Source organism: Janthinobacterium fluminis, from assembly GCF_028595325.1.
GTDB lineage: Bacteria > Pseudomonadota > Gammaproteobacteria > Burkholderiales > Burkholderiaceae_D > Janthinobacterium > Janthinobacterium fluminis.
Genome location: NZ_JAQQXR010000005.1, coordinates 413,622 through 428,787, shown reverse-complemented (window position 1 = coordinate 428,787; position 15,166 = coordinate 413,622). Strand labels below are relative to the sequence as shown.

General features: G+C 64.6%; 16 protein-coding genes. 4 read left to right on the top strand and 12 right to left on the bottom strand.

Annotated elements, in window-relative coordinates; all coding sequences use genetic code 11:
* Positions 1–19: 19 nt before the first annotated feature.
* The 12 genes from OIK44_RS15300 to OIK44_RS15245 all read right to left on the bottom strand — a co-directional run bounded on the left by OIK44_RS15300 (position 20) and on the right by OIK44_RS15245 (position 9,670).
* Positions 20–1,120, bottom strand: a complete 1,101-nt coding sequence (locus OIK44_RS15300) for a beta-ketoacyl synthase N-terminal-like domain-containing protein (protein ID WP_273671821.1) — start codon at positions 1,118–1,120, stop codon at positions 20–22.
* Between the two features lie 12 nt (positions 1,121–1,132).
* The gene (locus OIK44_RS15295) at positions 1,133–2,338 is read right to left on the bottom strand and encodes a beta-ketoacyl-[acyl-carrier-protein] synthase family protein (protein ID WP_273671820.1); all 1,206 of its coding nucleotides are present in this window, start codon (positions 2,336–2,338) and stop codon (positions 1,133–1,135) included.
* Positions 2,339–2,342: 4 nt separating this feature from the next.
* Complete coding sequence (locus OIK44_RS15290) at positions 2,343–2,609, bottom strand: acyl carrier protein (protein WP_273671819.1); 267 nt, start codon at positions 2,607–2,609, stop codon at positions 2,343–2,345.
* Positions 2,610–2,623: 14 nt separating this feature from the next.
* Positions 2,624–3,631, bottom strand: coding sequence for a beta-ketoacyl synthase N-terminal-like domain-containing protein (locus OIK44_RS15285; RefSeq protein ID WP_273671817.1), 1,008 nt, complete (start codon positions 3,629–3,631; stop codon positions 2,624–2,626).
* The gene (locus OIK44_RS15280; RefSeq protein WP_273671815.1) at positions 3,628–4,809 is read right to left on the bottom strand and encodes a beta-ketoacyl-[acyl-carrier-protein] synthase family protein; all 1,182 of its coding nucleotides are present in this window, start codon (positions 4,807–4,809) and stop codon (positions 3,628–3,630) included. The genes OIK44_RS15285 and OIK44_RS15280 overlap by 4 nt, the downstream gene beginning before the upstream one ends.
* A complete protein-coding gene (locus tag OIK44_RS15275; protein ID WP_273671813.1) occupies positions 4,806–5,774 on the bottom strand; it encodes an ApeI family dehydratase in 969 nt (322 codons plus the stop codon). The genes OIK44_RS15280 and OIK44_RS15275 overlap by 4 nt, the downstream gene beginning before the upstream one ends.
* Positions 5,771–6,505, bottom strand: coding sequence for a 3-oxoacyl-[acyl-carrier-protein] reductase (gene fabG, locus OIK44_RS15270; protein WP_273671811.1), 735 nt, complete (start codon positions 6,503–6,505; stop codon positions 5,771–5,773). Before fabG ends, OIK44_RS15275 begins: the two co-directional genes overlap by 4 nt.
* A gap of 164 nt (positions 6,506–6,669) precedes the next feature.
* On the bottom strand, positions 6,670–7,521 hold the full coding sequence (locus tag OIK44_RS15265) for an ApeI family dehydratase (protein WP_273671809.1): 852 nt from the start codon (positions 7,519–7,521) through the stop codon (positions 6,670–6,672).
* A gap of 15 nt (positions 7,522–7,536) precedes the next feature.
* Positions 7,537–7,941: a hypothetical protein gene (locus tag OIK44_RS15260; protein WP_273671808.1), complete on the bottom strand. Its 405-nt coding sequence runs from the start codon at positions 7,939–7,941 to the stop codon at positions 7,537–7,539.
* On the bottom strand, positions 7,941–8,417 hold the full coding sequence (locus OIK44_RS15255; protein WP_273671807.1) for a DsrE family protein: 477 nt from the start codon (positions 8,415–8,417) through the stop codon (positions 7,941–7,943). The genes OIK44_RS15260 and OIK44_RS15255 overlap by 1 nt, the downstream gene beginning before the upstream one ends.
* Before the next feature lies 1 nt (position 8,418).
* The gene (locus OIK44_RS15250; protein WP_273671805.1) at positions 8,419–8,799 is read right to left on the bottom strand and encodes a DsrE family protein; all 381 of its coding nucleotides are present in this window, start codon (positions 8,797–8,799) and stop codon (positions 8,419–8,421) included.
* Between the two features lie 244 nt (positions 8,800–9,043).
* The gene (locus OIK44_RS15245) at positions 9,044–9,670 is read right to left on the bottom strand and encodes an acyl-homoserine-lactone synthase (RefSeq protein ID WP_273671804.1); all 627 of its coding nucleotides are present in this window, start codon (positions 9,668–9,670) and stop codon (positions 9,044–9,046) included.
* Positions 9,671–10,147: 477 nt separating this feature from the next.
* Here OIK44_RS15245 and OIK44_RS15240 point away from each other — a divergent pair, with 477 nt between their 5' ends.
* The 4 genes from OIK44_RS15240 (at position 10,148) to OIK44_RS15225 (ending at position 15,008) form a co-directional block, all read left to right on the top strand.
* The gene (locus OIK44_RS15240) at positions 10,148–10,891 is read left to right on the top strand and encodes a helix-turn-helix transcriptional regulator (RefSeq protein ID WP_273671803.1); all 744 of its coding nucleotides are present in this window, start codon (positions 10,148–10,150) and stop codon (positions 10,889–10,891) included.
* 365 nt (positions 10,892–11,256) lie between these two features.
* On the top strand, positions 11,257–12,261 hold the full coding sequence (locus tag OIK44_RS15235) for a beta-ketoacyl-[acyl-carrier-protein] synthase family protein (RefSeq protein ID WP_273671801.1): 1,005 nt from the start codon (positions 11,257–11,259) through the stop codon (positions 12,259–12,261).
* Between the two features lie 76 nt (positions 12,262–12,337).
* A complete protein-coding gene (locus tag OIK44_RS15230; RefSeq protein ID WP_273671996.1) occupies positions 12,338–13,588 on the top strand; it encodes an acyl-CoA dehydrogenase family protein in 1,251 nt (416 codons plus the stop codon).
* Between the two features lie 37 nt (positions 13,589–13,625).
* On the top strand, positions 13,626–15,008 hold the full coding sequence (locus OIK44_RS15225; RefSeq protein WP_273671799.1) for an aspartate aminotransferase family protein: 1,383 nt from the start codon (positions 13,626–13,628) through the stop codon (positions 15,006–15,008).
* The last annotated feature ends 158 nt before the right edge of the window (positions 15,009–15,166 follow it).

Genomic DNA, 15,166 nt, shown 5'->3' with positions numbered 1-15,166 from the left:
GAAATAACATTAACCGCGATCAACGGCACACCAGCGCGACGCCGACATAGCCGTCGTGGGTGGCCGAGAGCACGATGCCGAACGGGCTATTGCCCTCGCCCTGGTAGCCGGCATGGCCAAGCAGGCCGGCCAGCTTGAACGAGAATGCCGCGCTGTACGTCTCGCCGACGCGGTCGACGACGTCGATCACGCTCAGGCGGCTGCGGCCGAAATACGCCTCCACGGCGGCGCGCTCGATGTCATAGGCGGCCTTGTCGCTGGTGGCGCCGATGCTGATGAAGCCGATGTCGTCGGCGCCGAACTTGAAGCGCGCCAGCACCTCGCGGATCGCCGCGACGACGCCGTCGACGGCGGCCTGGGTGATTTCCTTGGTGGCGTCGAAATAGCGCTGGCAATGCAGGGCGTACAGCGTGGTCGCGGCGCGGCCGCCGCGCTCGGCGACGTCGCTGGCGCGCTCCAGCGCGAACATGGCGCAACCCTCGCCCTGCGGCAGGGCCAGGCGCTCGCCGGCGGCGCCGAGGATCTGGTGCGCCCAGGCCGTCTGCGGACACAGCTCCTCGACGGCGCCGGTGTAGAGCATGTCGGCGTAGCCGCGGCGCAGCATCATCGACGCGTACTGCAGGCTCATGAAGCCGGACAGACGGCCCGCGGCGATCGTCGCGTTGACGCCGCGCGCCTTGAACCAGATGGCGCACTGCCCGGCGGCGCAATTCATCACGGTGTTCGGGAACAGCGCCGGATTGACCAGGAAGGGCCGCTCGCCGACCAGGGAATCGCGCATGAAGTCGCTGGTGCTGCGGATGCTGCCGGTGCTGGTGCCGAGAATGAAGCCGGAGCGGTCGCGCTGCTCCTCGCCGAAGGGGCAGGCCTCGAACAGCAGCTTGGCCGTGCCCACCGCCAGGGCCGTGGTGCGGTCCATGGTGCGGGTTCCCTTGCCGAGGAACTGCTTGCCCTCATAGGGGGCGAATTTGTATTCCAGCTCGCTGGGGTACTGGGCCGCGACGAAGTCCTCGGGCAGATTGGCCGCGCCCGCCGCGGCGCCGGCGAAGGCTTGCGCGCCGGCGCCCAGCGGCGAAATCGTTTCCCAGGCCGTGATGGCGATGTCTAATGGTTTGCTCATTGCAGTGTCGCCTCAGCTTTCGTAGCGCGCATAAATGGTGATGGCATTGTTGCCTCCGAACGCAAAGCCATGGTTCTCGACGATGCGCAGTGGCGCCGGACGCGATACGTTGGGAACGCAATCGACGCCGCACTGGGGATCGTCCTCCACATGGTTGATGGTGGGCGGAATGAAGCCCTCGTCGATCGCGATGGCCGACGCGACGCTGGCGATGGCGCTGGCGGCCCCCATGGTGTGGCCGATCATCGATTTGATCGAACTCACCGGCGGCATGTCGGCACCGAATACGCTGCGGATCGCCGCCGCCTCGGTGACGTCGTTGGCGACGGTGCCGGTGCCGTGGGCGCAGATGTAATCGACGTCGGCCGGGGTGATGCCGGCGTTGCTGTGGGCGTTGCGGATGCAACGCGCGATGCTGTCGCGGTTGGGCGCGACCATGTGGTCGGCATCGCACGTCAAGCCGTAGCCGAGCACCTCCGCATAGATGTGGGCGCCGCGCGCCAGCGCGCTGTCGAGGGTTTCCAGCAGCAGGATGCCGGCGCCCTCGCCCGTCATGATGCCCTTGCGGTGCATGTCGAAGGGCTGGCAGACTTCCGGCGCGATGGTGCCGAGCCGGTAAAAGCCGGCGAAGGTCTTGCGGCAGATGGAGTCGGCGCCGCCGCAGATCATGAAATCGGCTTCGCCCAGGCTGATCAAGTCGTAGGCATAGCCGATCGCGTAATTGCCCGCCGAGCAAGCCGTCGGCATGACCAGCGCCTGGTGGCGCAAGCCCAATTCGGTGGCCACCGCCGTGGCGATGTTATGGCAGGGCACCTGGGTGACGAGGCGCGCGTCGATGGCGGCAAAACCGTGCTGCAGGGCCTGCTCGCTCAATTGGTCGATGATCTGCGACTCGCCGTCGGTGGTGCCGATGCAAACGCCGCAGTTCGACGCGGCCAGGGCCTCGCGGCTCAGGCCGGCGTCGGCGGCCGCCATGACGGCGGCCGACGCCGCGAACTGGCTGCTGCGACCGATGCTAGCGGGGTCGACGTGCTGCAGCCAGTTGGCGGGCTCGAAATTATGTATCTGGCAGCCCTTGAAATGCTCGAATCCCTTGGTGTCGAAAGAAGTAATCTCACTGACACCAGATACACCAGCTCTCAATGCGTTGCAGAAATCGCGGCCGCCGATGCCGATGCTCGTTACGGCGCCGATACCAGTAATGACTACTCTTTTCATGGGATTACTCGTTCCAGTTGGCGGCGGTCTTGACGATGCCGTAGACACCGTCCAGATTGACCATGGCGGCCAGCGATTCTTGGGCGATCTGCACGCTGAAGGCTTTTTCCAGGCTGGCCAGGATTTCGATGGCGCGCAGCGAGTCGGCGCCGTGGTCTTCCTTGAACAGGCTGGTTTCGGTCATTTCTTCGGCTTCGATTTCCAGGATTTCGGTGACGATTCCCTTGATCATGGCTTTGCGTTCGGCGATCGTCGATGTAGGCATATTCATAGCGGTTTCCTAATTTAAGTTAAGTGGTTTGTTGGGGTGAGGTAAAGTACAACGACGCTACCCAGGGCCTGGGTGGCGACAAAGAGCAGCGCTCTGCTCGATGTGAGTAAGGCAAATTGCAGCGCCAGCATGTGCGCGTTGCAACCCGCGAATGAGTGGGCCAGCGCCGGCGGCAAGGCCAGCATCCGGTGGTCGATGGCGGCGCCGGCCAGCGCCTGCGCCAGGCCGGCCTTGAGGTGCGGATCGGCGTCGGGCGGACCCGACCACAGCACGTCGATCGGTGCGGCGCCGGCGCCAAGCAGGCCCGCCATGGCCGCGCCGAAGGCGGCGCGCAGCGCCGGCCCGCGGGCGGGGTCGGCCAGGGCGGCGGCCGGATAGCGCCGCCAATGCCAGCCGGCCAGTTTGTGGGCGCCGGCCTCCGGCGGCGTGGCCGCCGTCCAGGCGGCGAAGGTGGAGCTGCCGCCCAGCACGTGCGGCAGCAGGGGCGTGCCCTCGCCGTCGTCGCCATTGTCTTCGCAGCTGCCGACCAGCAGGGCGTCGGCCTGGCCCCGCCGCAAGGCGTTGCCGGCATAGACGATGGCCTCGATGCCGGCCGTCGCGCTGCTGGTCAGCGTCGTGCACACGGCGCCGCAGCCGTAGTCGATGGCCGTCTGGGCCGCCGGCATGTTGACCGACATATTCGGCGCCTGGGCCGAGCTCAAGGCGCCGGAACCCTGCCGCAGCAGCACCTGGTCGAATTCGCTGCGCACGGCGTAGTCGGCGAAATTGGTGCCGACGATCACGCCCTTGCGGTGCTCGGGCAGCGCGGCGAAGCGCGCCCCCGCCGTCTGCATGGTCTGGCCCGCCGCCGCCAGCAGGTAGCGGGTGGCGCGGCTGAGGTAGCGGATCTTGCGCTGGCCGAGGTGCTGGCGCGCATCGAACCAGGCCTGGCCCGGGGCCGCGGCCGCGCCGGCCTGCCCCAGCGTGGCGAGGCTGGACGCGCATGGCGACAGCATGCCGGGCGCCGACAGATAGACGCTCATGGCGGCCCTCCCACGATCATCGACATATTGTTGCCGCCGAAGGCATAGGCGTTCACCAGCACCCGCCGCACGGGATGGGCCAGCGCCGCGCCGGTGACGAAGCGCAAGTCGCAGCCGGGCTCGAAACGGCGCCCGTTGACCATGGGCGGCACCAGCCGGTCGCGCAGCATCAGCAGCGCCGTCAGCAGCGAAAACGCGCCGGCCGCGCCGGCCCCGTGGCCCAGCTTGGACTTGATCGCGCACACGGGGATCGCGCCCAGGCGGTCGCCGAAGACGCGCTGCAATATATCGCTTTCAGTGGCGTCGTTGATCTGGGTTCCCGTGCCGTGCGGGACGATCGCATCGATCGCGCCGGCGTCCAGCGCGGCATGCGCCAGCGCCTCGCGCATCACGGCCTCGGCGCGCGCGCCGTCGGCGCGCGGCGCCGTCGGATGGTGGGCGTCGCAATTGCTGGCGTAGGAAAGCAGTTCGCCGTAGACATGGGCGCCGCGCCGCGCCGCGGCGTCGGCGCGTTCCAGCACCAGGGCGGCAGCGCCCTCGCCCAGCAAGGTGCCGCGGCGGCGCGCGTCGAAGGGGCGGCAGGCTTCGCCGTCCAGCGCCAGCATGCGCTCGAAGCCGGCCTGGGTGACGCGTCCGATCGACTCGCTGCCGATCACGACGACGGCGTCGGCGCAGCCGTCCAGCAGCAACTCGGCCGCATAGGCGCAGGCATACAGGCTGGCCGAGCAGGCGTTGCTCAAGGTGAAAACCGGCCCCTCGCAACCGAGCTCCGCGGCCACGCTGTCGGCCACGCCATACGGCAGGTCGCCGGCCTCGGGCGGGCCGCCGGCCAGGCGCGCGCGCTCGCCGACGTCGCTGTCGCCGGCGCCCGTGCCGATCGCCAGCGCCACCGTCATGCCGGCCGCGCGCGCGCCGTCGATGCCGGCGTCGCGCATCGCCTCGCGGGCGGCGACGAGCGCGAAACCGCTGGCCCCGCCGCTTCCCGCCGGCGCCGCGCCGCGCTCGGCCACGCCGTAACACAGGGTGTTGTTGAGCATTTGCGAATTGAAGCCGGCGTCGTCGCGCCGGCCCGGCTCGGCGTCATCCTCTTGCAAGGCGCGCCAGTAGCTCGGGACGTCGCGGCCCAGGGGACAAATCACCCCCATGCCGGTGATGACGATGGCGTGCGCGGCGTTCATGGCTGCGCCGCGCCGAGTTGCGCGCTCGGCAGCATCACGCCGAGCAAGCGTTTGTACGTCAGGATGGCCACGCCATCCACATAGCTGCTGCCGCGGAACATGGCCGTGCTGGCGTTGGCGTAGTCGAGTTCGGCGTGGTGGACCACCCGGTCGCCCGGATAGGCGTGGCCGTGGATGACGATGTCCTGGAAGGTGCCGAAGGCGATGGCATGGCTATCCTTGGCGCTGGCCATGTCCCACACGCTGCCCAGCAACAAGCCCACCGCTTGCGAGAACGATTCGATCAGCAAGGAAGTCGGATAGGCCAGCGCCAGGGGCTGCTTGAGCGAGCGGCAAAAACGGTAGCACGGCTCGCCGATCGAGATGTTTTTCTGCGCCAGCACGCTGCGCCCCTCGTCCAGCGCAAGGCTGCGGTCGAGCAAGAGCATCGGATAGCGCTGCGGCAGCACCGCGTGCAAATGCATCAAGTCCTGGGGCGAGGCGGCCACGGCCGGGACGAGCAAGTCGGCGGCGGCGCGCGGGCCGGGCGTCAGTTGCGGGCCGGCCGTCAAGGCGGCGGTGGCGACGAGCTCGCCGGCGCATTCGCAGCGCGCCGCAAAGTCGACGACGCCGGCGGCGTCGGCCGCGCCCGCCTCCAGCGTGATGCGGTAGCAGTCGCCCGGGTGCATGCTTTTCAGGAAGCGCAGGCTCTTGATGCGCATGACGCGCAAGGCCGCGCCGCCATGGCGCCGCGTCATGCAGGCGATGCCCTGGGAAAACGCCTCGAAAATCAAGACCCCGGGGAAAATCGCGAAGTGGGGATAGTGGCCCGCGAAAATCGGATCGTCGTGGGCCAGCGTGTTCTCAAAAACCATCCGGCCCGGCGCATCTTCGACGATGCAGGCGAGCGCGTCGAAGGGGGCGGCGTAGTCAGGCTCCGCCACCGCCGCCGCGTCCGCCCGCAGGAAGAGTGCCGGCCCGTTCATAAGGCGATGCCGCCGTCGACCTGGATCACCTGGCCGGTGATATAGCTGGCGTTGTCGCCCGCCAGGAAACCGGCCAGGTGCGCCACCTCGTCGGCCCGGCCCATGCGGCGCAGCGATATCTTCTCCAGCATTTTCTTCTCGATCGCCTCGTGCAGGTGCCCCGTCATGTCGGTGTCGATGAAGCCGGGTGCGAGCGAGTTGACGCGCACGCCGAACGGCCCCAGCTCCTTCGACAGGGCCTTGGTGAAACCGTTGATGCCCGCCTTCGACGCCGCGTAGTTGGTCTGGCCGGCGTTGCCGGTGACGCCGGCGATCGAGGAGACGTTGATGATGCTGCCGCGCTTCATCTTCATGAAGGCGAAGGCGGCGAGCTTGCAAAAATTATAGGTGCCGGTCAGATTGGTGTCGATCACGGCGTGCCAGGCTTCTTCCGACAGGCTGACCAGGGGGGCGTCGTTGATGATGCCGGCGCAGTTGACGAGCACCTCGATGTCGCCCAGCTCGGCCTGGGCCGCGGTGAAGAAGCGCTTGGCGTCGGCCATCTGCGAGACGTCGCAGCGGGAGGCGTAGGAGCGCACGCCCAGCTGCGCCAATTCATTGCTCACGGCCAGAGCGGCATCGCTGTTGGACTGGTAGCAAAAAGCCACGTCGTAGCCCTGCCTGGCCAGTTGAATGCAAATGGCGCGCCCGATTCCCCGCGAGCCGCCCGTTACCAATGCCGTCTTTTTCACTGTCGTCTCCAAAAATGCAATCTATCGAACAAGGCCGCGCTGGCGCGCCACGCACCGCCTGGTAACGCGGCGTTTGCGCCGCTCCAAGCGATGACATCATTCTAGGGAGCGTCCGCTTGCGCGTCTGCTACATGCCCCTGTAGTAAGGGCGTATCTGTTGCGTTTCAGCGCGGGTCGATCATCGCGATCATGCTGCCGACGCGCGTCAAAACCTGCTCGCCGACGCGGGCCAAACCGCTGAACACGACGCCGTTCGGCAGCAGGCGTTCGATGCGCGCTTCGAGCGTGACGGCGACGTCGAACGGTATCTGCGCCTCGAAGCTGGCGTCGACAACGGAGCCCAGCACGATGTCCTGCGGCTCGTCCTGCTGGCCCGACAGGAAGAACAGGGCAATGCCGGCCTGGCCTATCGATTCGACCATCAGGCCGTGCGGATAACTGGCCGGCCGGGCGTCGAGAAACAGCGGCGAGGCGCGGTTCAGCAGCTTGGTCGCCAGCACCGTCTGGCCGCTGGTGTAATGCTCGATGCGGTCGACCAGCAGGAAGGGATAGCGGTGCGGCAGCAACTTGGCCAGTTGCCGGTGCTCGATGCGCTGCGCCCCGGGCACGGGCGACTCCAGCGCGGCGGGCGCGCAGGCCGGCATCGGGCCGGCCTGACAGATCAGGGTGGCGCGCGTCTTGGCCTTGCCCGCCACCGTGGCGGCGGCGACGATGTCGAGGCGCCCGCCTTCGGCGCGTTTGAGCGAAGCGCTGAGCTCGACCACGTCGCCCGGCAGGATGGCGTCCAGATACTGGATGCGCTTGATCGCGCCGACGTGGGCAACGCCGCCGAACTGCGCGCCGGCCAGCGCCGCCGCCAGTGCGCACAGGCGCTCGGCGATCAGCACGCCGGGGTAGATCGGGTTGCCCGGGTAGTGCCCGAGCGCAAAGATGTCGCTACCGCTGACCAACAACAAGTCGCGGGCTTGCTCGCCGTCGACGTGCAAATGGGTGTCGCACAACAGGGGGGATGTCATATCGTTCATTTGTGTTTACCAATACCAAATACAGTCGTAGCGGTTGAGAAGCGCCGGCATGCCGGCGGCGTGAATGGGTTCGATACCGTCGACCAGGTCGGCCTGCGTCAATCCCAGGCGCAGCATGTCGGCGTGCCAGGCGTAGACGGGAACCTGGGCGGCGAGGACATCGACCAGGCCCGCCTCATAGTTGGACAGCACGTCGATGTCGAGGTCGCCGATGCGCAGCGGCCGCACCAGTTGGCCGCGCTTGGCGAACATCAGCGTGTCGCCCTTGAGCAGCAGGGCGGTGGGTGCGCTCATCCCCTTCATGATGCGGGTGAGCCAGACGATGTGGCCGTACTGTTCTTCCAGGCTGCCGCGGTAGGCCCGCTCAATGATGGCCAGCGAGGTCTTGGAGGGGCGTCTTGGCGTGCGCATCATTTCACCCCCAATACCAGCGACACGTCGGCGGCGCTCAGATAGTGCTGGAACGAAAACGGAATCTTCACCTTGGCCTGCTCGATCTGGTGCACGGTGCCGCGCTCCTCCATGCAGTAGCGGCACACCAGCCACTCAAAGCGCCCCTCGTCGGGGTAGCGCCGGAACAGGGCCTGGACCATCTCGGCCGTGTTCGGATTGCTGGCGGCGCTGTCGGGCGGGGCGAAAAAATCGCGCGGGCGCACCAGCGTCGTTTGCGACAGGCCGGTGGCGTAGCCGCAGTTCCAGACGGTGACGTTGTGGCCCTGCGACAAGGCCGATTCGACCATGCGAAACAGCGACGTGACAGTATCGGACTGGAACGGCGCGCCCATCATGCCGAAGAAAAAGCTGGGCTTGGCGGCGCCGCCCGCGGGCGCCGCCGCCAGGCCGGCTTCGGCGGGCGCGCTGGCGCCGTGGAGGTGTTCTAGCGTCATGTTATGAGTGCCAAATGGTTTTCACGTTGGGCTGCGCCATGCTCGCCACCAGGGCATCGATGGCGCAGATGCGCGCAGGGTGCGCGGCGTCCTGGTGCGACATGCCGCGCATTTCCAGCGACATGTCGTCGGCGCACAGCGCCAGGCGCCCGTCGAACTGGCTGCACAACTGCAGCAGTTGCTGGCGCTCTTGCTGCAGCCAGAAGACGCCGTTCTGTATCAGGAACAATTGCACCTGTTCTCCGGCGTCGAGCAATGCGCGCACGATCAAAAGAAAATCGGCGGCGTCGCCCGATTCCCAGGGGGAACGGGTTTCGACCATCAGCATCGTCTTGGCGCCAGACGCGGCGTCGGCACTGGCGATTGAAGTGTGTGGGTTCACGTAAGCTCTCCGGATATGCATGGGCCTTGCGCGGCGCACGCCACGCCCCCATGTCCTGGACGGCAGTCTAGTGCCGGGCCGGCGCCATGTCTGCTACATGGCCATGTAGCGGGCCGGCGCGCGACACCTCAAGGCAGGCGGAATGGACGGGGAGGCGGCGCACGGAGAGGCGTCGATGGCGCGGCCGGAGAGGATGCGGCGGCGCGTCTTGCCGGCCCTCGGGCGGGCCGGCAAGAGGGGAAGACTAGGCGCAGGCGAGGTCGCGCGCGGCCCCGGACGACTGCGCGCAAGGGGCGAGGTATTCGCCCGCCTTGCGGAGCGCGGCGTCGATCCGCTGATTCGTGTCGAAGCTCAGGGCGACGGCACGCTCTATGCCCATTTGCAAGGCGGGGCCGAAGCGCTCGAAGCGGATGTTCAGGTGCTTGAGCAGGCGCTCCAGGGCCGGCGTCGTCACGGTGACGTAGCGCTGGATGCCGTGGGCCTGCGCATACGTCAGCGTTTCCTGCATCATCGCCATCGGCGTATCGCCAAAGCCGAAAGGGCCGGCGCTGCCGCGCCGCACGGCGAAGCGGCTCAATTCCCAAGTCGCGTCGTCGCAGGGCGCGCTCAAGCCGTGCAACAGGTCGGGAAAGGTGTCCTTCAACATATACGGCCCCGTCGTCGGCAACAGCCGCCAGCACCCCTGCAACTGCTGCGCCTCTTTGGCAATCACGTACACGGGGTCGCACAGGTCGAACTGGTCCACCTCCAGTTGGCCGACGGTATCGACCTGCCATTTCAGGCGCTCCCTGAACACCCGGTAACGCAGGCGGTACATATCGTATTCATCCTCGGTCGACAGGAAGCGCCCGCGCGCGATCTCGATATCCATATTTTTTTGCCTCAAAAAAACTGCCATCTTCGCCGCGGAATGATTTTGCGCAAACAACAACACATATAAACTTTGATATTTCGCAAACTACGTGCAGATGGGCAGTTGTACGTCCGCGTCGAAAACGCCGCGCGGCGCCGCCCTTTTTGGACACCGGCCCGCGTCGCCCAGCGAGATCAAAGCCAGTAAACATGCGCCTTACAGACTGTTTCCACGGCAACAAACAGGGGCGAAAAACAGGGCGGAAAAGCAGCCCAGAGGGGCCGTTTCGGCTGGAAAAAAAACGCTGACAAGTCAAAAAAATCAACTTATCATCAAGTATGTTCTATGCATAAATTGCAATATGCCAAAGTGGAAAGTCCTTGCGCCCAAGCCTCCCGGCGCCATCCATTTGCACGGCGCACCACTGCAATCCTCACCACCAATCCTCTTCATTGAATGCGATGCGATCATGAAAATTTCGGCACATGGGTATGTATGATGGAATTAGAGAAACTCTTCAGCGGCCCCGCTGGCGACCTGGATGATTTTTGCGCCCTGGCCCAGTGCCAGACGGAAAAGCAAATCGAGTCGCAGCTCTTGACGATCACCCACAAGCTGGGGATGGAGTATTACTTGTATGGCGCGCGCTTCGTCATCGACCGCAATAAAAGCATAGACCGGATACTCACCAATTACTCGTCCGCGTGGCGCCAGAAATACGAGCAGCAGAACTATATCGAGATCGATCCCGTCATCAGCCACGTGGCCAACCGCTTGACGCCGCTGATTTGGCGGCCGGAGACTTACAGCCGGCCCGATCAGACGGCATTTTTCGAGGAGGCGCGCGCCTTCGGCCTGGCGGCGGGCATCAGTTATCCCGTGCACGGCCGCAACGGCGACGTGGGCGTGCTCAGTTTCGCCGTGTCACGCCAGTGCGACGACGCGCGCAAACTGCTGCAGATGAACGTGCTGCACGGGCCCTTGATCGTCAACTTCGTCCACCAAACCATGCAAAGCATCGTCAACAAACCCGGCGTCGCGCTGACCTCGCCATTGACCAAGCGCGAGCTGGAGTGCCTGAAATGGGTGGCGTCGGGAAAGTCGACGTGGGAGATCTCGAGAATACTCGGCATTTCCGAACACGGCGTCGTCCACCACGTGCGCAACATGATGAGCAAATTCAATGTCAGTTGCCGCCATCAAGCGGTGGTACGGGCCAGTTTTTGCGGCTTGATCTAGCGGGCGCCGCCCGGCTCCCCGACTCCACAGCCTTCCCCCACGCCGGCCGCCACGGCCCGGCGCGGCGGCCGCGCCCGGCCCCGGCGCGCGGCCCGCTGCCCTGAACTTTCCGCCGATTTCCCCCGTTTGCTACATGGCTCTGTAGTAACGCCGGGGCGCGGAGCGTATCACAATGTATGGCGCGCTAAAAAACCATCCTGTTTCATGCACTGAACGCAACTGGGTCGCCCTCGCATGCCATGCGGTCGCATAGCCGGGTCTGCATAGGCACCTGTTTTTTCAAATGGCAGCCACGTGACGATGAGAAATCAGAAGGAATATCTATGAGAATTGCAGGCGTTGAGTACGTCAAAGGGTCCAAAAGAATGGACACCGACGATATCATTCATGAGGTTTCAGTACTGAGCGAGCCGGTGTTCGACGGCGACTTTGCGCAGTTCAAAAAATCAGCGCGGTTCCTGCTGGAGGCGGGCGGCTGCAAATACCGCTACTGGCTAGGAGAAAACGAGAAGCCTATCGAGCTCCTCGCCAGCGCCATCAGCAGCGCCCTCGACAAGGCCAAGATGTCGGCCAGCGACATCGACCTGGTCATCTACACCGGCATGGGCAAGGGCTTCCTGGAGCCGGGCGACGCCTATTTCGTCGCGAATTACATGGGGATGGAAAACGCCATCTGCTTCGACATCCTCGACGCCTGCATCAGCTGGACCAGGGCGTGCGAACTGGTGCAGAACTATTTCCTCCTCGGTAAGTACAAGACCGCCCTGGTCGTCAACGCCGAGCGCTTCTTCGGCGACAACGGCCTCGGCTACCCCAGCAGCTACGAGCTGAAGTCGATCAAGGAATTGCCCTACTGCTTCTCGGCCTGGGTGGGCAGCGACGGCGCCTCGGCCACCATCTTGCAGAAAGACGAAGGGAACGACTGGGATTTCCATTTCTCTTCCCAGACGAAATACACCGATCTGTGCACGATCCCCTTGAATGGCTGGGAAGGCCGCTGCAAGGTCACCGACCGCCTGGGCAAGAACGGCATAGGCGCATTCACCGCCTGGGGCTCGGCCATGTTCACTTACGGCGGCCCGGGCATGAGCGATATCCTGAAGACGCTGGAAGACCAGTACGGCTCGCTGAAAACCGTGTTTTGCCATACCGGCGGCCCACCGAAGGAATTCCAAAAGCTGGCCGAAGCGGCCAATGCCGGCCACCTCGTCAAGTATATCTATCCGGAATACGGCAACGTCGGATCGGGCTCCATGCCCGCCTCCATCGTGCATTTCGAGGAACAGGGCGAGATCGCCCGCGGCGACAAGATCGCCGGCTGGGTCGCCAGTTCCGGGTTCGCGTTTGCGGCGTTCACCTTCGTCTACTAAGCGCCGCCGCGCAGCGTTTTTTTCTTTCAACAAGCAGGCAGAATAATTCGGAGCAGTTATGAGTGCAAATTTGAAAATGATTGAAGGCAGCGCCGCGGACAGCCGCGGCCACGAGGAGGTCTTGTCCGGCGTCCACGTCGTGGGCTTGCGCGGCGAGCTGTTCGAGACGGCGCAACAACTCAAAAGCGACATCATCAAATCGGCCGCCCTGGCGGAAGACGAGAAGCGCCTGAGCGACGATATCGTCGACAAAATGCACGCGGAAGGCTTGTACAATTTGTGGGTTCCCACCAGCCTCGGCGGCGCCGACGTGGACCCGCTGACGACGCTGAAACTGCTGGAAGAAATCGCCTCCTACGACGCCTCGACCGCGTGGGCGCTGATGATCGGCATCGAAATGAACGGCTTCATTTCGAACTACGCGCCCGACAGCGTGATCCGGAAATTCTTTTCGGGCGAAGGGAAAGCGATTTCCGGCGGCGTCGTGATGCCCGGCGGCAGCCTGGAGCAAGACGGCGAGGAATACACCGCGACCGGGCTGTGGCCTTTCGGCAGCGGCTGCCAGCACGCCACCTGGATGCTGGGCAGTTGCATTCTGATGGAAGACGAGATGCCCGTCATGGGCTCCAGCGGCAATCCCGAGCTGCACGTGGCGATGTTCCCGAAGGACATGATCTATATCAACGACACCTGGCGCACGCTCGGCATGAAGGGCACCGGCAGCCACCACTGGGGCGTCAAGGACCAGCGCATCGGCGCCGACCAGGTCTGGCCGATCACCCGCACGGCGTTGCGGAAAAACAAGGTGCTGGGCTTCCCGTGGGCCGTGCTGTTCGCCCTGACCAAGGCCAGCGTGGCCATGGGCATCGCCAAGGCGACGGTGGAGCACTATCGCAAATGGAGCATGTCGACGCAGCCGTTCGGCTCCAACTATTTCATCAGCGAAGACTCCGGCACGCAAATCGAATTCGCCAAGCGCTACGCGCTGTTCCAGTCGGCCCGGGCGTTCTTGTTCGGCACCATCCGCGATATCTGGGAAAAGGTACAGCAGGGGCAGGAGATCGACGAGGACACCATCGCGCTGGGGCATCTGGCGGCCGTCAAATCGTCCGAGGACGCCTACCAGGTCGTCACCGACCTGTTCTACCTGTCGGGCGCCTCGGCCAGCATCTACGATAAAAAGCCGCTGCAGAAATTATTGCGCGACATGACCACCGCGCGTTCGCACATCGCCCTGTCGCACCGCCTCTACGAAGCCTCCGGCGCGAGTTTGCTGGGCGGAAATCCGGTCGCCATCATGCCGTTCTGGGACTTGAACTATAAATAAGCCGACCTGCCGACCTACTCCATAGAAACGAACCGACATGACATCCACCGACCTTCACCGTCCGATGGCCAGATTGAACCTCAACCTGTCCAAAAAATACCTGGATCGCTGCATCAAGTACTACCCGGGGGGCTCGCACTTCAATTTCGCCACCCCGCAAAGACCGCTGAACATCCCCTTCAAGCGCGGCGAAGGGGCGCGCGTATGGGACCTGGACAACAACGAGCACATCGACTTTTTCAATAAATTCGGCGCCCTCTTCCTCGGCCACAACCATCCGCAATACCTGGAAGCCATGATAGGCGGCTTGAAAAAAGCCACCGCCGTCGACATGTGCGACATGGAAGTCGAAGTGGCCGAAGCCCTGCTGGCGCGCTACCCGTCGGCGGACCAGGTGCGCTTTTGCCTGAGCGGCACGGAGGCGGTGCAAAACGCCATCCGCCTGGCGCGCGGCTACACGGGAAAGCAGCGCTTCGTGCGCTTCTCCGGCCACTACCACGGCAACGCCGACAACATCATCGGCGGCTATCCGGGCGACACGGACTTCCCCACGCCGAAGATGAAGTCCAATGACGTGCTCAACACCAAGGGGCGCGCCGACGGCGTGCTGGAGGCGCAATCCTTCCTGCTGCAGTGGAACGACGCGGCGGTCTTGCAAAGCACCCTGGAGAAATACAGCGGCGAGATCGCCGCCGTCATCATGGAGCCCTTCCTCGTCAACGGCGGCGGCATCGCGCCGGCGCCCGGCTACCTCGAACAGGTGCGCGCCCTGTGCACCAAGCACAATGTGCTGCTGATTTTCGACGAGGTCATCACCGGATTCCGCGCCGGCATCGGCGGCGCGCAAGGCCTGTACGGCATCAAGCCCGACATCACCATCCTCGGCAAGGCCCTGGGCGGCGGCAGCATGCCCGTCAGCGCCGTGCTCTCGACCAAGGAAATCATGTCGCTCTACGCCGACGGCAAGGTGATTTTCGGCGGCACCTTCAACGGCTATACGATGGGTCTGGTCGCGGTCAAGGCCTGCCTGACGATACTGCAGGCGGACACGGGCTGCTACGAGCGCGTGGAAGGCCACATGAAAAAAATCGGCGAATTGCTGGTCGCCGCGGCGGACGACAACGACATTCCCATGTTCGTCCAGGGGCTGCCCAACGCGCTCACCTTCCACGTCGACGACGTCGCGCCGACGAGCGCCGATACCTATTCGAACAAGAACAAGATGCTGTCGAATATCATCCGGGAAACCAGCAAGCGCTTCGGCATCCAGTTTTGCCCGATTTCGCGCATGTATTCCAACATCATGCTCAATGACAGCGACGTGGCGTTCTTCGGGTCGCGGATCGGCGACGCGATGCAGGCGAGCAAGGCGGAAATCGACAAAACCCTGGAAGAGTTCTCCAAGTTTGGCATCAAGTAACACGGGCGGCTAGCTGGCCCCGGCACGCCGCGCAGCTGCGGCGTGCCCTCCCCCACCGGGCCCGATTGCGCCAATTCCCGGCATCCCGCCCCCCGGCCGGCACACAAACAAAACAAGCGATTAAATTATATCAATTGTTTAAAATATGTGGTGTAATA